Here is a 19115-nt window from a genome sequence, read left to right as displayed (position 1 = left end):
CTCTGAGCACTGAAATAGCGGATATTGGGACAATAGGTCCCTATTCCGTTTGTCAAAGCAAATAAAATCCAACAATGAACGCTACTACGACCGAGTCTCGTGCCGTAAGCGTGGTAATTCTGAAAGGCGGTGTCGGAAAATCAACGACGTCGATAAATCTCGCGCGTCAACTTGCTGAGCGCGGTAAGACCCTCTTCGCTGATCTCGATCCAAACGGTCACGCGACGAATGGTCTCGGTTTCGATGCCGCATATCAAGGCGAGATCAATTTAGGAGACGTGATTCTCGAAGGGAATGCAACCCCACACGACTTGATACGACCGACTGACTATGGATTCGATTTGCTCCCTTCGTCCGATACGCTCGAGGATGTAGAGAAGGATCTCGCAGGTGCGATGCAAGGGTCGGCGCGAATCAAATCAAAAATCGTCGATCCACTCCTCGGTGATGAGTACGATCACGTTGTCTTTGACTGTCCAGCGTATCCGGGAATGCTCAATAACAACGCACTTGTCGCAACGGGAAACGTTGTCATCCCGATCGAACCCGGATCAAGCGCGATTGGTGGTTACAAGCGAACGATGGAGCGACTAATCGAACCAGCACGGGAGTACATCGATGTTGATGTCCTCGCTGTCGTTCCAAACAAGCTTTCCGATCGAATCGACCAACAGACTGAGGACCGAGAACTCCTCGAGAATTTGAATACTGCGACATACGAGGTTAACCCCGGCCAAGCGCTTCAGGAAGCAGTTCCGAACTTTGCTCGGATTACTGGCGATGAATTTGACGCAATCGACGCTGACGAGCTGACTCCACCGAAACCGGGTATTCGTCACCGGTCAGCACTGTCACGATCGTTGCAGCACAACCAACCGCTTCAGGACTACGACCCGGAGAACGACCAGATCGATTACTACGAAGAACTCGCCGAAATCGTCGCTACCGGAGGGATCGAACGATGAGTAATCCGTTCGACGATCTCAAAACAGACGACGAGTCAGAGTCCCCCTCAGAGTCCGGAGATACGGATGATTCCGCTTCAAAAACCGAAACTGACTCGGTAGCAGTGGACGGCGAGTCATCAGCGCCAGAGACATCTTCTGTGAAGACAAGCAACGAACAGACCACTGATCCATCCGAACAGAGTGTCTCTGATGAGACGCCTCCCGCTTCTGCATCACCTGCAGAGACTGGTCCAGCGTTCGAATACAGCGAAGTCCAACAGAAGCCCTTCTACGCTCGTACTAAGACGGTGAACGAGTTCGAGAACAAGATTCGGACGACGATCGTTCCGAAACTCGCTGAAGCGGGCGTTCTCGACGAGGAAAACCGCGAAATCCACGATGCAGCTCTCCGTCTTGCCAATGAGCGCCCTGAGCGGATTGCCGAACTCATACTTGAAGAACGCCGACAGAACGATTCTCATTGAAACGTCTTAATTAAACCACCGCGCGAGTTCCACAGTTCCACAGTTTCACGTACAACCAGTCTGGCTTCAAGCTCGACAAGAAGGGCGGCCAAACTGTGCTGTCACTCTCGAAACTCGCAGACATTCCAATCGGATTCCATCGAGAGATCCCCGACGACGCAAAGCTGAAGGAAGTCACACTCAAGAAGGAGCCGACGGGCGAGTGGTTCGCCACGTTCAGCGTCGAAATGGGTCGAGAGCCGCCAAAGAAACCAGAGAATCCAAAGAAGTCCGTCGGCATCGACGTGGGCATTCTCAAGTACGCTCACGATACCGACGGCCACGCGATCGAATCGGTCGACCTCTCGAAAGAGCGCGACCGGCTTGAGCGCGAGCAACGGAAACTCTCGCGGAAAGAACACGGCTCGAACAACTACGAGAAGCAACGCCGTCGTGTGGCCGAATGTCACGCCGACCTGAAGCGAAAGCGCCGGGACTTCCTGCACAAGCTCTCGGCGTACTACGCTCGAGAGTACGACCTCGTGGCGGTCGAAGATCTCGATGCGAAGGGTTTGGTCGAACTTGACGGCAACTCCCGGAACCGTGCCGGAGCGGCGTGGGGAACGTTCTTCCGGATGCTCGAGTACAAATGCGAACGCGAAGGCACGCACTTCGTTGCTGTCGATCCGGCCGGGACGACCAAAGAGTGCGCGGCCTGCGGTGTCTCGACCGACAAGCCGTTGTGGGTCCGCGAACACTCGTGTCCGTCGTGCGGTTTCACGGCGGACAGGGATTGGAATGCAGCGTGGAACATTCTTTCTCGCGGTATCAAGCACGTAGGAGCGGGACGCTCCGAATTAACGTCCTCAGAATCGCAGAGCGATTCTGGTGTCGAGGCGAATCAGAGATTCGCCGACCATTGGAGAGCTTTGCTCTCCAAGAGGCTGCGAAAATCGCAAAGAGATTTTCGAACGCCTGTGGAGACTGCGCTCCCTACGGGAACCAATTCGGTTCCTGCAAAGCGCGTTCGTGAGATCGCATCTCACGGGCTGTCAGACGCAGTCTGACAACGTCGTGGAAGCAGGAAGCCCCATCTGCTCACGGGCGCGAAGCGCCCGTTCGCATGGTCCGTGAGACCTTCATCTCACGCTATCCTCAAGGAGCGAACGGCGTCAGCCGTGAGCGAGTAGGGTGGGGTAGTTCACTACAGTATGTGGACTTATCGAGTCGCAGGAGAACCGCTTATATCAATAGCATCAGCTATCCACTGCGGCTGCATCGAAAGAATGTTGGATGGCAGGTCGTTCACGTCGAAGAACCCGACCTCAAGAGCTTCCTCCTCATCGGCTTCAGGTATCCCCTCTTCGACAGTGCACCGGAAGCAATTCGTGACGAAGTGCACTATCTTCCCGGATGGATACGAAAACACCTGCTGCTCTGGATGGGAATACACGCCCGTCAACTCCTCAACCTCGGCATGGAGTCCCGTTTCCTCCATGACTTCTCGTGAGATAGCCTCTCGAACTGGCTCACAGCGTTCGACCGAGCCCGTTGGAAGCGCCCACTGTTCCTTGTCAGCGCGTTTCAACAACAGTATCTCATCCGCATTGGTAACCACGACGGCAGCGACGCCCGGACGAATCTCATCCGGCCAAGAATACGGAGGCGATTCCCACGTTTCGATACCATTCGTGAACAGGTTTGACAGAGTCGAAATAGTTAGGTCTGGCTCCTGCAGGTCACGAGCGGATGCAGCAGTCGGTTCCTCGTCAGCCACTAGAATCCCGGTGTGCCCCGCGCGGTGAGCACCGAGAATGTCCGTGGCCGGATTATCTCCAATCACGACAGCGCTCACATCGTCGGCCAATCCATTAAGGGCCATCTCGAACATGAGTGGCTCAGGTTTCCCGACGATCGTTGGTTCCGTTCCTGCGGCTGCTTCGACCGCTCGGACAATGGCCCCGGCACCGGGTGCAGGGCCATCTGGAGTCGGGAATGACCCATCGGGGTTGGTGCCCACGAACACTGCTCCCTCATCGATATGCCTCGTTGCCCGCTGGATGTCCCGATACGATGTCTCTTCATCCGCGCCGACAACCATCGCTTCTGGATCCTTGTCCGTGATCTCAATTCCCTCTGCTTGGAGTTCGGTTTCCAGTCCCTCACCACCGACGACAGCTGCCGTGGTCACACTCTGCTGGGCGAGATACTGTGCAGTAGCCCAGCCTGATGTGACGACCTCGTTTTCTTGTGCGTTGATCCCTAACTCTCGAAGATTGCTTGCAATCGTCTGTCTTGTCGGGCGAGGGTCGTTTGTCAGAAACCGTAGTTCCTTGTCCAACTCGTAGAGACGGTTTACCGAGTCAACTGCATCAGGTAGTGGCTTATCCCCGACGTAGACCACCCCATCAAGGTCAAGCAAGAACACGTCGAATTGCTCAGCAATCATGCTACAGAGCAGTACGATCAACTACTTATATTTCCTTGTGATAGCCAGAATAGGCCACTACGCTCGTATCTGTCGTGTAACGTAGATTCACCTAAAGAAGAGGATTTCAACAGAGCTATCTCACTATATTTAGATAGCTAACAAAGTTTGAGAATAGGTATATTCGATATTTTACTTCCTGAATGATATTCTCAATAGCGTTCCGGTTTTTTCGTCTCTTATATTGAAATCGGAGTCCACACCGACGGAGTACCGTCTGAAGAGGGGGTAGATTCATCGACGAGAAATACGGTGTCGGAGACATTATGTCTCTCGACTAATTCACTGAAGAAGATCTCTGTTAGCGCCGTCGTAGTCGTCGAAAACAGTCGTATATACAGCAGTTCACTGGACTTGGGATCGACAGACACATACAGCCAGTATTGCTTATCGTTGACTCGAACTACGGTCTCATTAAGTGAACTGTGATTCGATGACACATCATCGGCCGGCTATAGGTCACATTTGTACACCCAATCGTGAACTGCATTTTGCGACTGTTTAATTCCAAACATCTCTCGTTTTCGAACAGTATTCGAAATCGATAGTCAGGGGAAAATATACACCAAATATTCAACTTCCTCTGTTGGCCGGTGTCTGCTCGCGCTCTACAAATCCAAATCAATCCAGTCGCTACTATTACTACTACTAAAGAATGCAATTTCTGCTATGAACCAGCTGAAAATCAGCGTACCTCGCTTTTCATACTTAACTAAATCTCCCGCGTAACTTTCGCTGAGCAGGTTTGCGAGCACCTTGTCAAATAAAACCAATTACTTCTTAATCTGATTCAATCAGACAGTATCGATAATGAAATATTCTCCATTTAGCATAATCAAGATAGAAATCTTTTAGTACAGAGTGAGTAAATACTCGTTTGGAATGGGAGATAGAAGTAGTAATATTGAGTTGAATAGACGTGGTGTACTCAAAGCAACCGGCGCAATTGGCGCGGCCGGCCTCGGACTGGCAGTCGGAACTGGATCTGGGGCCGCACGTGAAACGGGCGAGGCCAGCGCGTGGACGCGTGAACATGCGAATAACATTGAACTCACAGATGATCTGACTGCGCCAGTGATCAACGAAAACCCCGACGTGATCTCGGACGACTACTGGATCTGGGATACCTGGCCGCTTCGATACCGTGACGGTTCAATCGCAAAGATCAACGGCTGGCAAGTTGTCTTCTCTCTGACGGCGCCGAAGGACCTCGTACCCGGTGCTCGTCACAACGAGGCAACAATTCGATACTTCTATTCCCGAAACGGCCATGACTGGCAGGAGGGCGGCACGGCCTTGGACGACCCACTCGGCCATCATCAGTGGGCCGGATCCGCGATGTATGACCGCAGCGAGGACCAGATCTATCACTTCTACACGCCAACCAGCGCAGAACCGGAGTTCCGCCAGCGGCTTGCGCTTGCGAAGGGCGCGACGCTAGAGACAGGCCCGCATGGCGTTGAGGTGGTTGGAGAGCAAGAACACATCCTCATTGGTAAGGCTGACGGGGAACTTTACCAGACCTTAGAGCAGTCCCGGGACCAAGGTATCGTTTATGCGTTCCGTGATCCGTGGTACTTTCAGCACCCTGAAACGGGAGAGGACATGGTCGTGTTTGAAGGGAACACGCCCACGGAAGGCGAGAACCCGGACGACCCACAGAGCTATAACGGGAACGTTGGCGTGGCACGAGCGACGAACGACGGACTCACTGAGTGGGAGCTGCTCCCGCCGAACCTCGAAGCCATTGAAGTCAACCAGCAACTTGAGCGCCCTCACTACGTCTTCCAGAACGGCAAGTGGTACCTGTTCGTGCTGAGTCACGAGTTCACCTTTGCTCCCGGTCTCCAGGGCCCTGACGCACTGTACGGGTTCGTGAGTGACTCGCTCTATGGTGACTACGAGCCGCTCAACGGCAGCGGACTGGTCATTGCCAACCCCGAGGAGGCCTCCTTCCAGGGCTATTCATGGCTGGCGATGCCCCAGGGGAACGACGCACTCGTCGAGAGCTTCGAGAACTTCCGTGGCCTTGACGACACTTCTCGGGGTGAAATTAGTCTTGACGAAGTCGGATACCTCCCTCCCGAAGAGCAAAAGGAACTGTTTGGTGGTACGCTTGCCCCGAGTTTAAAGCTGCAACTCAATGGGACGGAAACGCGAGTCGTAACCGAACTCAACGATGGCCATTTCCTCCCCTCGGGTGGATCGAACGGAAGAGGGAAATAAGAGAATCCAATTGCCCAGTGAGTGCTGCTATTCGCTTGGTTTAGATCCCTGAAAAATAGACGGAGAGGGGGAGGGATTTACTCCGTCATGAGGACGGCCATGGTAGTCTTAGCGAGCGGTCTTGTGAAACACATTGTTGGTGGAGAGCTGTCTGGTGGTTTCGACACAATACAGAGTTCATCGAGCGCCGATCAAGCTACTGATTTGAGCATCTATGAGGGTGGTTTTCCAGTCGGCTCTGCACGCTAACCGTGGGTACCAATAATCTCCTTCACAAAGGGATTTACAATAGTACATTCGTAATACATTCGCTTTTCCACCGTTCGGTTCAACGCCGTCTCTCTATCTCACTTTCCCACTGTCCTCATCTGCAACCGTGATACTCTATCCGGATCCTCAACGGTGTTTGTTGTTGGTGAATCTTCCCGGAACCACTTATCCGCTGGACGTAGTCATATCGCTCGGTATTCTCAGTGATAGTCACAGTCATGTATTTCAGTGAAATTCGAAATAGTCGTAATAGCCACCCTTTATTTGTTACCACCACTCATGTCATGATGGGGCATTCGGGAGACATTCTGACTATCTCGAATAGCCTCTAACCCAGAAGTCTCTTTCCGATACATACACTTGTATCAATCATCATCCATAGGATGGAAATAATGGGTTATAATGAGGGGAACCACAGTAGTGTACAGGACGTAAACGCATTCAGCGACGGGGATACGCGTTCGACAACGAGTAGTGCTTCGAGGTAGATTCATCTATCGGATGAGCGTGCATCGACATTCTTCAAGGAAATCTCGAATACTCGCGATCGCTTTCGGTTATCCTGTGAGTTCGCTCTCCAAGTTCTGTCTCACTCATTTCGCACCGATCTCAGCGGCCTCTTGCAACGGAGACGATCGTACAGTACAGGATTTCCGGCGGCGTCGAAATATCCAACTGTGGGCCGATTGCACTGTTAGATGCCCACGGAGACGCGTTCTCGCTGGATCTGTGTAGCATCCTGTTCACTTCCAGCGACTAATGCGTCTTCGATAGCTTGACGGACGCGTTCGGGACTCGCCTCGCTACCCGCCTGACGGACGCTCCCCAGGGCGTCCGGATCAAACGGGATATCGAGTTCTGCATAAACCGGCTCAAGGACGGCGATAAGTTCGTCGCGGTCGCGAGGGACGACGATGCCGGCCGTCAGCGCCGCGTTCTGGCGAACGCGTTGGGCGATGCCGACGAGCTTACCACCGGCCGATAGGGAGTGCGTTCCGGGACAGAAGGCTGCCTCGGGCTCGCCCCGTTCGGCCGCCACATCGACAGCATCGAGTGCGATCCGTAGTCGGTCGAGAATCCGCTCGTAGCGGCCCGTCAGTCCCGCTCGTTGGTCGGCCACCGTATCGATATGTGCGAAACAGATGGTCGTCCCCGTGTACGCCACTGCCCGGCCACCGACGCTGCGCTCGTACGTTCCGTACCCCAGCTTTCTGGCGGTTTCACACGCCCGTTCGTACCGATCTTCCCGGACATCGCGAGGTCCGAACGCGACGTGTCGAAGCGGACGCCACACCCTGACGGCGGTTTCGATCGGTTCCGAGAGTAGTGATTGTGTTACCGCGTGATCCCGTTCGATGGTGGACGCTCGACCGCGGAGTACACGCATACAACCGACAGACGTTGTCCCCCGAAATAAGCGTTATAGGTACTGATCAGTAGATGGCCAGCGCTGGAAGGGAGTAGAGTGCGTGAGGAGGGCTACTCGGACGGTACCTGCAGCGAGTCGGCCGCTCGGTATTCGCCGCTAGTCATTCGGCCTGACAAGGATTTTGATGTGATCGCTTTCAGGATCGATGAGCCGCTCGAACCCGTCGTCGACGATTTCCTCGAGACCGATCCGGTCGGTGATAAACGGGTCGGGATCGAGTCGACCGTCGGCGAGCATGTCGATCACCATTCCGTACTCCTCGTCGGATCGAGGGCCGCCGAGATAGGCGAGCGTTCCAGTGACCGTCCGCTCACCGAGCACGAGATTGTTCGGATGAGTGCTCACTTTTTCCTCCCAGATGCTCACGACGGTCGTCTGACCGCTCGGAACCGTACTCTCAATTGCCGCGTTGAACGAGGCTTCGACACCCGCGACCTCGAACGAAACGTCGACGCCGCCATCGGTATTCGAGGCAATGTACTCGACGGGATCCGTACTCGCTGGATCGATGAGTTCGTCCGCGCCACACGCTACTGCGCGGTCGCGCCTGGCCTCTCGCGGTTCGGAAACGAATATCGACCTCGCGCCCGCGACCCGGGCGCACTGAATCACGGCCAACCCGATCGGTCCCGCTCCGAAGACTGCGACCGAATCACCGGAGTGAAGTCCGGAGCGTCGCACCGCGTGCAACGCGACGGTTAGCGGTTCGACCAGCGCACCGTACTCGATCGGCACGTCGTCACCGAGTGCTACGGCGTGTTCCGCGTCTAGGACGACGCTTTCGGCGAATCCACCGCCGCCGCCGGAGAGTCCGATGAAGCCGATCGAATCACAGATGTGGTAGTTTCCTTCCCGACACTGGCGACACTCCCCGCAGGAGAGGATTGGGTTGACGGCGACAGCGTCACCCGAATCCACTCCCGTTACCCCCTCGCCAACGTCAGAAACGGTTCCGCTGAACTCGTGTCCCATCCTTATCGGTGCCGTTTCCTGTGACACTGGATGCGGTTCATCATCGGGTACGAAGATCGGTCCGGCAGTGTACTCGTGGAGATCTGAGCCACAGATACCGCACGAATCGATCTCGATACGAACCTGCCCTCTCCCGACTGACTCCTGTTCAACGTCCTCGACACGGATGTCTTTCCGCCCGTGATAGGTAACAGCTCTCATACCAATCGATAGTTACCATACACCGTGATAAATATAGTGGACGAGTACTGCTCCCCCAGTGAGGGGTCTTGGATGAAAAATCGATAATATTATGTCTTAATGTATGGTAGGCGTTAACGGAGCATGGCAAATTATACGCTAGACACGGAAGACGGCAGACTCGAAGCCTTGCGTCGAATGCTGACGATCCGTGAATTCGATACGAAAGCCGGCGAGTACTTCGCCGACGGCGAGATTCCCGGATTCGTTCACTTGTATATCGGTGAGGAGGCGGTCGGTGTCGGGACATGTGCTGCTCTTGAACCGGACGATTACATTACCAGTACACACAGAGGCCACGGTCACTGCATCGCGAAGGGGCTGGACACCAAGCTGATGATGGCCGAACTGTTCGGCAAACGGAGCGGATACTGTAACGGGAAGGGTGGTTCAATGCACATCGCCGACGTGGACGCCGGGATGCTGGGTGCAAACGGCATCGTGGGTGCGGGCCCGCCGCTTGCGACCGGTGCCGCGTTGTCGATCGACTACCAGGACCGCGATCAGGTCGCGTTGGCCTTCCTTGGCGACGGAGCGGTCGCACAGGGACAGGTCCACGAGGCCGTGAACATGGCCTCGACGTGGGATCTTCCGGCGGTTTTCCTGGTCGAAAACAACAAGTACGGTGAGGCCACGCCCGTCGAGAAGCAGCATAACGTCAAACAACTCAGTGACACCGCACAGGCCTACGATATTCCCGGGGTCACAGTCGACGGGATGGACGTGACGGCCGTAACCGAGGCCGTCGAAGAGGCGCGAAAGCGGGCGCGAGCCGGTGATGGGCCGACCATGATTGAAGCCGAGACCTACCGCTACAACGGCCACTACGAAGGTGACGAACAGAACTACCGTGACGAGGAAGAGGTCGCACAGTGGAAGGAACGCGATGCAATCGAGTCTTTCAAGGAGCGACTTATCGACCGCGGCGAACTGACCGAGGCGGAGTTCGAAGAGCTCCAGGCCGAGGTCGAGGACGAAATTGCTGACGCAGTTGAATACGCACAGAACTCCGACCTGCCGGAACCCGAGGAAGCTTACGAAGACATGTTCAGCGAACCGGTACCCGAAGTCGAACAGTTCGCAAGCCGCCTCCGTACCGACGGCGGTTCCAGTGGAGGTGATTCGCGATGACTGCTCAAGCAGAACTCGAGCGGGAAGAGACGGAGACGATGACGGTCCGGGAGGCTATCCGAGAGGCATTGCGCGAGGAGTTGGCACGCGACGAGGATGTCTACATCATGGGTGAAGATGTCGGTGCGTTCGGCGGCGTCCTCGAGGTGACCGGTGACCTTTACGAGGAGTTCGGCGAGGAACGGGTCCGTGACACGCCCATCGCCGAAGCCGGGTACGTCGGTGCTGCGACGGGAGCGGCCGCAACCGGAACGCGCCCTGTCATCGAGCTCATGTTCTCGGATTTCATCGGCGTTTCGATGGAACAGATCATGAACCAGATGGCGAAGATGCGGTACATGTTCGGTGGGAAGACCGAGATTCCTGTCACCGTTCGCGCAACCGAAGGTGGTGGGATGGGTGCCGCCAGCCAGCACTCCGGAACAGTTCACGCGTGGATCTCACACTTCCCCGGCCTGAAAGCCGTCGCGCCGGGTACTGCTGCTGCCGCGAAGGGGTTGACGAAGGCCGCCATCAGGTCAAACGATCCCGTGTTCGTCTTCGAGAACAAGATGATATACGAGCAGCAAGGGGATGTTCCAACTGACGAGGACTATATCGTTCCAATCGGCGAGGCGGCCGTCGAACGCGAGGGCGAGGATGTCACCGTGGTTGCGACCCAGCGACTTGTCGGCGAATCACTCGATGTCGCTGACCGCCTGGCCGGTGACGTGAGCGTCGAGGTCATCGACCCGCGTTCGCTCTATCCGCTCGACACTGAAACTATCGCCGAGAGTCTCAGAAAGACCGGACGGATGGTCGTCGCCGACGAGACGCCACTCTCGTATGGCACCCACGCCGAAATCATCACGCGGGCACAGGAAGAGGCGTTCTTCAGCCTCGACGCGCCCATCCAGCGCGTCGGTACGCCCGATACGCACATGCCGTTCAGCACGCCGCTCGAACAGGAGGTCCTTCCCGACGGCGAGGGGGTCGAGAATGCCATCAGGCGGATAACCTGACCACACGTGGCCCACGTTGGACTCATCGTCAATCCATCGGCCGGCCGCGACATCCGCCGTCTCACCGGCGGTGCGAGCGTCGTCGACAACTACGCGAAACGCCGTGTCGCCGAGTGCGTTCTCGACGGCCTCTCTCTCGCCGTCGAGTCCCCCAGTGTCGCCGTTATGCCGGACAAGACTGGTATCGCCTCGCACGCCATCGCGGAAGCACCCACCAAGATGGACATCGAACCGGTCGAGATGCCAATCACAGAATCAGCCGCGGACACGCGGCGCGCCGCAGCGCATTTCCGCGAGAGCGCCGATGTCGTCGTCGTTCTCGGCGGCGACGGGACGAGCCGCGACGCGGCGCTCGAACTCGGCGACGTTCCGCTCGTCTCCGTCTCGACGGGAACGAACAACGTCGTGCCGACGCCCGTCGATGGAACCGTCGCTGGCGCGGCCGCCGCCGCCGTCGCGAACGACGCGGTCGACGCCGACGCCGTGACCTACCGTCACGGACGGATCGACGTCCGAGCCGACGACGTCACCGGAGAGAAGCGACTCTCCGGTCTAGCGACCATCGGCATCATTGATCGGCCGTTCATCGGAACGCGAGCCGTTATCGATCCGTCGGAGCTGCTCGGTGGCGTCGTTTCGCGGGCACATCCCGCAGCCATCGGACTCACCAGCGTCGCGGGGTGTATCGAACCGCTGGCTCCAAACGCACCCGGTGGTGCCGCACTTCGCCTCGGTGACCCTACTGAGACTGACCGGTCCGTCCGTGCGGTTCTCGCACCGGGAATGACGACGACGGTCGGTATCGAGGCACACGAGCCGTTAGACTGGGACGAGCCGGCAACCTTCGCGGTAACGGACGGCGTCGTCAGCGCGGACGGAGAGCGCGAACTCGAGCTCACCGACGCGATCGTCAGTATAACGCCCACCGCCGACGGGCCGCGTCTCGTGGACGTAGACACCGCCTTAGAGGCGGCCGCAGCAGCTGGATCCCTCGTCAGCAGCGAGACACCGATCGGAGACCGATAACCTCGTGTTCCGTTTTCGCCACTATCGAGTCGATTATACCTACAGACCTATCGTGTCCGTTTCGACGGATCGTCTCGAGTGACTCGACCAGCTTCGAGAATCTCGGTTGGTCCGAAAATGGATTCGGACAGAGTTCAGATAGACGCTCGATGAGGAGTGATGGCTTCTTATTCCGTACCGCGATACGATTCGAGAACGAGTTCGGACGCGCGTTCGGCCCGCTCGAAGAGCCGCTGTAAGAAGGCGTCGGCCTCGGATCCGTCTATCGCTCGCGTGTCGTAGGTCAGACTGGCAGTCACGAGTGGGCGGAGATCGACACCGCTTCCCTCTGGAACCGCCCGCTGGCCAGTCGCATCGAACTCGAGAGCCGCGACGCACGGTGGATTGACGAGCATCCCGTCGGAGTCCGTCTTGGACGCGTTTGCGAGGGTGAACGAGGGCTCCCCCTCGCTGTCATCGTCGAGCCGTTCGCGTGTGTCGACGATCTCGGTCAGCGACTTCTCCTCAACGTTCGGAACGACGCCCGTGTGGAGTTCGCCGTCGAGTTCGGTCACGAGGGCGATGTCCTGGCTTTCTCGGAGCTGGTGCGTCGATTCCGCGTAGATTCCGTTCATGAGCGGTCGATCCGCGAGCGCCGCCGAGGCGACCACGAGCAACACGTCGATACTTGTGACCCGCTCCTCGAACGCCGACCGAACCGCTTCCGTGGTTTCGAGCAACGCCGCTCCGGCGGACGGGTCGGCCACAGCTGTGGCTCGCTCGAATCGGTTGGAAGCGGTCCGCTCGGGGGTGATTTGCCGAACTTCCGAACCACTCTCCCGTGTGGCTTCAGCGGCCGCCTCGACGTCGTCTTCGGTGATCGAATCCATCGGTCCGGTACCCTCGACGGACGTGAGGTCGACGCCGGCCTCCTCCGCGCGCTTTTTGGCTCGGGGAGAAGCTTTGATGGACTCTTCTCTCTCTGTCCCATCGCTGACTGCCGCCTCGACGTCGTCCTCGGTGATCGAATCCATCGGTCCGGTACCCTCGACGGACATGAGGTCGACACCGAGTTCCTCCGCTCGGTTCCGTGCTCGTGGGGACGCCTTCACTTCGGTCGTCTCCTCTGTGGCCGCGGGAGCGGCCGAACTTCCCGCGGACGCGGCCGATTGCGTCTCGACCGTGACGGCATCGTCTTCTGTGTCCGATGGTTCGGCTGTGGTATCCCGTTCTGTCTCCGTCTTTCCGTTGATTTCGGCCTCGGCTTCGGCCTCGAGATCGGAGATATCAGTATCGGCCGCTGCGAGGATGCCGATCGGTGTGCCGGGTGGAACGGATTTGCCTTCCTCGACGTAGATCCGGCGGAGGACACCGTCTTCACGCGCCTCGACCTCGCCGATACTCTTCTCGGATTCGACTTCGGCGAGCTTGTCTCCTTCCGACACGTCATCTTCTGACTCACGGAACCATTCGAGGACGGTCCCCTGTTCCATTTCGAGCCCTAGCTTTGGCATCTTGATAATATACGCCATTATAAATCATCCATGTGCGCCAATCTACTAAAACGTATCTCTTGAACGATGATGATTTCGACGGAGTACGTGACAGGTTCGGCCCGCGAGGCGCTCGCGTGCAGTCATTCACGCCTCTCTTCTCCGAATCGGAATCAGCCGAGAAGCCGGTTACGTCGACCACACTATTGGATAAAAACATGCTGCGCCGGGAATCCTCCTCTAGAGGACGTTCTGGAGAATGCCACCGTCGACGACCACGGACTGTCCAGTGACGTTCCGGTTCTCCGCGAAAAAGACGGCGAGTCTCCCCATGTCCTCAGGCGTCTGGTCGCGCCCCATCGGAATGGCTCGGTCGATAGTCTCGTCGTACGATTCGCCGATTTCCGGCGTCAAAACGTCTTCCCACATCGGTGTCTCGACGATTCCTGGACAGATAGCGTTGACCGTAACATCCGGCGCCAACTCGAGACTGAGCGACTTCGTGAGCCCGAGTACGGCGTGTTTCGACGCACAGTAGTGTGCGAGGCCGGCGGCGCCGATCTCACCCGCGATGGAGGCGGTGTTGATGATGGTCCCCTTCGACTCGCGGAGGTGTGGAATCGCGGCGCGTGCCGCGAGGAACATCCCCTTCGCATTCACGTCCATCACCGTCTCCCACTCCGCTTCCGCCATCTCCTCGACCGGTGTGGCGGTGATGACGCCCGCGTTGTTCACGAGGATGTCAATCCGACTGAACTCGTCGATGACCTCGTCGACCATCGCGTCGATCTGATCGGATTTCGTGACGTCACAGTCCACGACGTGTGCGCGCTGGTCTTCCGACTCGATGCGATCCACGAGTTCACGTGCACGCGTCGCCCCGCCGATCTCCGCGGATGATTTCTGGTTGTACTCCGTCTCCAGGATGTCCACGTCGGCGATAACTATGTCACTTCCCGCCGCCGCGAGTTCTGTGGCGATCCCACCACCAATGTCTCCGCCGCCACCGGTCACAATCGACACCGCTCCGTCTAGTGTGTTCTTGTCTACCATCGTCTCTCGATTAGAGGTGGTATATGATTATAAATCATGGTGGTAGTCAGAACCGAAACGGGTGGAACGCGACAGACAATGGGACTGGTATCGGATGACGGAGACTCGTCGTGGCTTGTCCTCGAGAGGTGGGTGAACTCGCTTACTGCAACTCGTCTCGAACTCTCTCACCGATTTCCTCGAGAGCCTCGTGTGCCCGATCCAGTTCTGGATCAGAGAGCATGATCAGGAACCCATGAATCATATCTTCATACTGCACGTGGTCGGTCGAAACGCCGGCTTCAGACAGCCGACTTGCGAGTTCCGTGCCGTCGTCGCGAAGCGGATCAAACCCGCACGTCAGAACGAGCGTGGGCGGGAGCCGGTCCAGGCTCTCGGTACGAAGCGGCGACGCGTACGGATGCTCACCGTCCAGTTCGCTCTGGAGGTAGCCGTCCCAGAACCGCTCCATGTCCTTTCGCGTGATGAAGTATCCCTGTGCGTTCTCCTCGTAAGAGTCCGTATCGAACGCGTAGTCCGAAGCGGGGTATGCGAGCACTTGATAGTCGATCGCTGGTCCATCCCGATCGCGTGCCAGGAGCCCGACACCAAACGCGAGTGATCCCCCGGCGCTGTCTCCGGCGATAGCCAATGTATCGGGCCTGGCATCGATCGCTTCGGCGTTGTTCGCGACCCAACACGTCGCGGCGTAACAGTCCTCGAGTCCGGCTGGGAACCGGTGTTCGGGCGCACGTCGGTAGTCGACGGAGATGACGATGCACTCGGTCGCGTTCGAGAGCGCCCGACACAGCGCGTCGTACGTCTCTAAATCCCCGAGCATCCATCCACCACCGTGGAAGAAGACGAGCGGTGGATGCGGTCCGTCCCCAGTTGGCTTGTAAATCCGCACGGGGATATCCGTCGCTGGACCCGGGATAGTGCGGTCTATCACGGATGCGACCGAGATTGGAGGTTCACTGGGAATACTGAGATCGCGATATGTCTCACGGGCTTCTTCTAGTGACAGCCGGTAGAGCGGTGGTAAGCCCTGTTCTGACAGCCCGTGAAGGTACTTCTCGACTTGCGGGTGGAGTGTTGATGACATTGCTTCACTTACGCCATCTGTCTAGAGCGGCATAATTGTACCTTTTATCAGACGAAATAGAGAACGAGAAGGGTTCTCTTTTTTATCCTTCCGCGTGACAGTGACAGTAGATGGTTGAAGAATCCATCCCGGTAGAAACGGATATCGTAGTGATTGGTGCCGGTCCCGGCGGATACGTAGCCGCTATCCGGGCTGCCCAATCCGGCTTCGATGTAGCGCTCGTCGAGAAAGATGCCTACGGTGGGACCTGCCTCAACGTCGGCTGCATTCCTTCGAAGGCACTCATCGCAGCGGCCGATATCACACACGACGCTACTCACGCTGAGCACATGGGGATCCAAGCCGAACTCGATGTGGACTTCAGTCGAATGGTCGACTGGAAGAACAATGTCGTGAAGCAACTCACCGGTGGCGTCGAGAAGCTCTGTACGGCCAACGGTGTAACCCTGATCAACGGAACTGCGACCTTTACAAGCGAAACAGCGGTCCAGATCATGCGGAACGGAACGAACCTCGGGTCGATCGCGTTTACTCACGCCGTCATCGCTACCGGATCGCGTCCGGTCGAACTTCCCGAGTTCCCATTCGATGGCGAACACGTTCTCTCCTCGACGCACGCGCTCGGACTCGAGTCGCTTCCCGAACGGCTGCTCGTCGTTGGCGCGGGCTACATTGGTATGGAACTCTCGACGGTGTTTGCCAAACTGGGCGTCGACGTGACGGTCGTCGAAATGCTCGATCAGATACTGCCCGGCTACGAGCGGGATATCGCCCGCGTCGTCAGGAAGCGTGCCGAAAGCCTCGGTATCAACTTCCACTTTGGCGAGGGGGCTCAAGGCTGGGAGTCAACCGGCCGCGGCGTCCGCGTCTTCACTGAGAGTGACGACGGCGATCAGTCCGAATACGAGGCCGACCGCGTGGTGGTCGCCGTCGGACGAGAGCCCGTCACCGACACGCTCAACCTGGGAGCAGCAGGTATCGAGACCGACGACCGGGGGTTCATTCCGACCGACAAGCAGACTCGAACTGTCGCCGAACGGATTTTCGCCGTCGGCGACGTCGTCGGCGAGCCACTGCTTGCTCATAAGGCGAGCAAGGAGGGCGAAATTGCGGCCGACGTTATCGCTGGTGAGGCGGCCACATTTGACTCCCGAGCGATTCCGGCCGCCGTCTTCACCGATCCCGAAATCTGCACGGTCGGGATGACCAAGGACGAGGCCGAGAACGCAGGTCTCGATCCAGTCGTCGGACGGATGCCGATGCGAGCCTCGGGGCGTGCACTCACACTCGGCGAGACTGATGGGTTCGTACGTATCGTCGCGAACGGGAGATCAGGCGCGGTCCTCGGCGCGCAGCTAGTCTGTCCCGACGCCTCGGAGCTAGCTGCTGAACTCGCCCTGGCTATCGAGACGGAAGCCACGCTAGAAGATATCGCAACGACGGTTCACACGCATCCGACTCTCACCGAGGCGGTCATGGAGGCAGCCGCGAACGCTCGCGGCGAAGCGGTCCACACGCTCAACAGCTGACGAAACAGTAGCCGCCAACTCAGTTACGGTGCGACCGGCGGCTAGGATGGGTACGAGACCCGAAACGAGATGCGTCCGTCGTCTCGTCTACGCGCTATTTATTTACATTTGTCTCTTCCATCGGGGGCGATCAATCTTGATTGAGGGTATCCGCTAGCAGCGTGTCATCTATTCAACGATCCCGCGGGTATACCGTCCTGACAGCTTCGATCGGCAGGATGAAACGCTCCGCTACGAGAGCCGCATTCCACGGTTACGTGCCGACTATCGTACGCTACTGTTCGATTCTGATGACCGGCTCGTCCTCGTACTCAATCGTTACCACGTGTCCTGCGTACAGAAAATCGATTTTCCCCGTACGCATCGTCCCACCCTCCGTCCGTGTGAAGATCATTTCAAGCGCCTCCGCATCTATTGCTTCGTAGAGCGGTGGAAGTTCTGCCGGGTCCTTCCCTTCGAGATCCGCAACTTCCTTGACGATTCGTTTGGAGAGACACCAGGCATCGGACCGATCGCTCTCAGTCATCCACCACCCTTCTCTACGACGTTCCCCTTACTGTTTTCGATCGTCTCAGTCTCAGTAAACGAGAGTCGCAAGGTATGCGGATCATCCATACGGACGTCACGCGATTTGGCGGAAAAGGGACTCGTAGGATTCGGTGACGATGATTTCTCAGCGTTAGCGTGATGCTTGTTCCGATTTCAATAACTGGAGTCGCTGAAAAGCCAGCGAAACGTCTTCCAATTCGCAACGCACAGCGTTACTGAGTGTAGAATAGAACTGACAATATTCACCCATGTGATCACGAATATTCCAGATTTCCCTGGATGATGTTTGCATATTCCTGCACTACTGATGGATACTTTTTGAAGAAAACGTCATCAGTTAGACGACTCGGTGGCCCATACAGTGCGATACCACCCACGAGATCGTCTGTTTGACTAACGACCGGAACGCCAATACCACGCATCCCATCGAAGCATTCCTCGTCATCAAGCGCGTATCCACGTTGACGAATGAGCTCAATTTCTTCGAAGAGAGGATCAATTTCAGTTATCGTGTTGTCTGTTCTGGGATGGAGGCCGTATTGATCTATTACATCCTGAATCTCTTTATCAGATAATTGGGCTAAAATTGCCTTTCCATAGGCTGTCGTGTTGAGTCGGGATTTGACGCCTGGATGTGTCCGGCTGACTTGGAGCCGTTTTACCTTGTCCCCTTTTTTCATCGATAATAACACTCCGAGATTGTCCTCTTTTACCATTAAACCGGCGAACTCTCCCGTTTCTTCGGCCAACCGTCGGGTTTCCGACTCTCCAACCCTATAAATAGCATAGTTCCGTCGAACTTGATTTCCGATCTCGAGAAAGGAAAGGCTCACACAATAGCGGCCATTTGGTTTCTTGGTAATGTAATTGATCGTCTCGAGCGTGTTCACATACTCATACATCGTGCTTAGCGGCATATCAAATTCGGCAGCTAACTCACTTACAGATGCGGACTCCATTTCGACAAGCCGTTCTACGATACGATTAGCGCGACAGAGAGATTTGAGTGGTTGTGATGACATGGTAACAGACTCTCAATCAACCTCCATTATAGTTCCGGTTATTTCGAAGAGGGAAGCGTTGAACTGAAGAATAGTGGTCTGCTATGATTGTGTGAGCGAGTTAGGCAGATTGATAGGAGTCTATTCGAAATAGTCGGAATGGATTCTTGAGAAGAGGCACGATATAAGTAGAGGCTAGAACTCCGGTGATCTCATTCTGATTATTTCGAATT

General features: G+C 56.7%; 16 protein-coding genes and 1 pseudogene. 8 read left to right on the top strand and 9 right to left on the bottom strand.

The genetic code is table 11. The features are described 5' to 3' along the window. Positions 1–74 precede the first annotated feature (74 nt). From SM755_RS15500 to SM755_RS15490, 3 genes and pseudogenes are all read left to right on the top strand, one after another. Positions 75–965: a ParA family protein gene (locus SM755_RS15500; RefSeq protein ID WP_323173463.1), complete on the top strand. Its 891-nt coding sequence runs from the start codon at positions 75–77 to the stop codon at positions 963–965. After that, positions 962–1432 (top strand): hypothetical protein, encoded by a 471-nt coding sequence (locus SM755_RS15495; protein WP_323173462.1) that lies wholly within the window; start codon positions 962–964, stop codon positions 1430–1432. Before SM755_RS15500 ends, SM755_RS15495 begins: the two co-directional genes overlap by 4 nt. A 12-nt stretch (positions 1433–1444) precedes the next feature. After that, positions 1445–2545: pseudogene (locus tag SM755_RS15490) on the top strand (RNA-guided endonuclease InsQ/TnpB family protein); the annotation flags it as partial. A gap of 85 nt (positions 2546–2630) precedes the next feature. On the opposite strand, the gene SM755_RS15485 reads toward SM755_RS15490, so the two are convergent. Next, a complete protein-coding gene (locus SM755_RS15485) occupies positions 2631–3860 on the bottom strand; it encodes an HAD-IIA family hydrolase (RefSeq protein WP_323173461.1) in 1230 nt (409 codons plus the stop codon). Positions 3861–4078: 218 nt separating this feature from the next. Next, the gene (locus tag SM755_RS24475; RefSeq protein WP_369335251.1) at positions 4079–4270 is read right to left on the bottom strand and encodes a hypothetical protein; all 192 of its coding nucleotides are present in this window, start codon (positions 4268–4270) and stop codon (positions 4079–4081) included. A 511-nt stretch (positions 4271–4781) separates the two neighbouring features. On the opposite strand from SM755_RS24475, the gene SM755_RS15480 reads away from it, so the two are divergent. Further along, the gene (locus SM755_RS15480; protein WP_323173689.1) at positions 4782–6125 is read left to right on the top strand and encodes a glycoside hydrolase family 68 protein; all 1344 of its coding nucleotides are present in this window, start codon (positions 4782–4784) and stop codon (positions 6123–6125) included. Between the two features lie 964 nt (positions 6126–7089). Here SM755_RS15480 and SM755_RS15475 read toward each other — a convergent pair. Both SM755_RS15475 and SM755_RS15470 read right to left on the bottom strand, forming a co-directional pair. After that, positions 7090–7782, bottom strand: coding sequence for a lipoate--protein ligase family protein (locus SM755_RS15475; protein ID WP_323173460.1), 693 nt, complete (start codon positions 7780–7782; stop codon positions 7090–7092). A 138-nt stretch (positions 7783–7920) separates the two neighbouring features. Next, on the bottom strand, positions 7921–8997 hold the full coding sequence (locus SM755_RS15470; RefSeq protein WP_323173459.1) for a 2,3-butanediol dehydrogenase: 1077 nt from the start codon (positions 8995–8997) through the stop codon (positions 7921–7923). A gap of 123 nt (positions 8998–9120) precedes the next feature. Between SM755_RS15470 and SM755_RS15465 the strand changes: the two genes are divergently transcribed. Genes SM755_RS15465 through SM755_RS15455 form a run of 3 tightly spaced genes read left to right on the top strand, consistent with a single transcriptional unit; the run spans position 9121 to position 12194 of the window. Then, positions 9121–10167 (top strand): thiamine pyrophosphate-dependent dehydrogenase E1 component subunit alpha, encoded by a 1047-nt coding sequence (locus SM755_RS15465; RefSeq protein WP_323173458.1) that lies wholly within the window; start codon positions 9121–9123, stop codon positions 10165–10167. Then, positions 10164–11168 (top strand): alpha-ketoacid dehydrogenase subunit beta, encoded by a 1005-nt coding sequence (locus SM755_RS15460; protein ID WP_006667684.1) that lies wholly within the window; start codon positions 10164–10166, stop codon positions 11166–11168. Before SM755_RS15465 ends, SM755_RS15460 begins: the two co-directional genes overlap by 4 nt. A 6-nt stretch (positions 11169–11174) precedes the next feature. Continuing rightward, positions 11175–12194: an NAD(+)/NADH kinase gene (locus tag SM755_RS15455; protein ID WP_323173457.1), complete on the top strand. Its 1020-nt coding sequence runs from the start codon at positions 11175–11177 to the stop codon at positions 12192–12194. Between the two features lie 167 nt (positions 12195–12361). Here the strand turns inward: SM755_RS15455 and SM755_RS15450 are convergent, their stop codons facing one another. The 3 genes from SM755_RS15450 to SM755_RS15440 form a co-directional block, all read right to left on the bottom strand. Continuing rightward, positions 12362–13687: an E3 binding domain-containing protein gene (locus SM755_RS15450; RefSeq protein ID WP_323173456.1), complete on the bottom strand. Its 1326-nt coding sequence runs from the start codon at positions 13685–13687 to the stop codon at positions 12362–12364. A 219-nt stretch (positions 13688–13906) separates the two neighbouring features. Then, complete coding sequence (locus SM755_RS15445; RefSeq protein ID WP_323173455.1) at positions 13907–14719, bottom strand: SDR family NAD(P)-dependent oxidoreductase; 813 nt, start codon at positions 14717–14719, stop codon at positions 13907–13909. A gap of 142 nt (positions 14720–14861) precedes the next feature. Continuing rightward, positions 14862–15803 (bottom strand): alpha/beta hydrolase, encoded by a 942-nt coding sequence (locus tag SM755_RS15440; protein ID WP_323173454.1) that lies wholly within the window; start codon positions 15801–15803, stop codon positions 14862–14864. Between the two features lie 110 nt (positions 15804–15913). Between SM755_RS15440 and lpdA the strand changes: the two genes are divergently transcribed. Next, positions 15914–17332, top strand: coding sequence for a dihydrolipoyl dehydrogenase (gene lpdA / locus SM755_RS15435; RefSeq protein WP_323173453.1), 1419 nt, complete (start codon positions 15914–15916; stop codon positions 17330–17332). A 274-nt stretch (positions 17333–17606) separates the two neighbouring features. Here lpdA and SM755_RS15430 read toward each other — a convergent pair whose 3' ends face one another. Both SM755_RS15430 and SM755_RS15425 read right to left on the bottom strand, forming a co-directional pair. Next, a complete protein-coding gene (locus tag SM755_RS15430) occupies positions 17607–17858 on the bottom strand; it encodes a HalOD1 output domain-containing protein (protein WP_323173452.1) in 252 nt (83 codons plus the stop codon). A gap of 277 nt (positions 17859–18135) precedes the next feature. After that, entirely contained in the window at positions 18136–18903 is a 768-nt protein-coding gene (locus SM755_RS15425; protein WP_083873455.1) for an IclR family transcriptional regulator, read from the bottom strand. Positions 18904–19115: the final 212 nt, after the last annotated feature.

Source organism: Natrialba sp. PRR66, assembly GCF_034808065.1.
GTDB lineage: Archaea > Halobacteriota > Halobacteria > Halobacteriales > Natrialbaceae > Natrialba > Natrialba aegyptia.
This window is presented reverse-complemented; position numbering and strand designations above follow the sequence as displayed.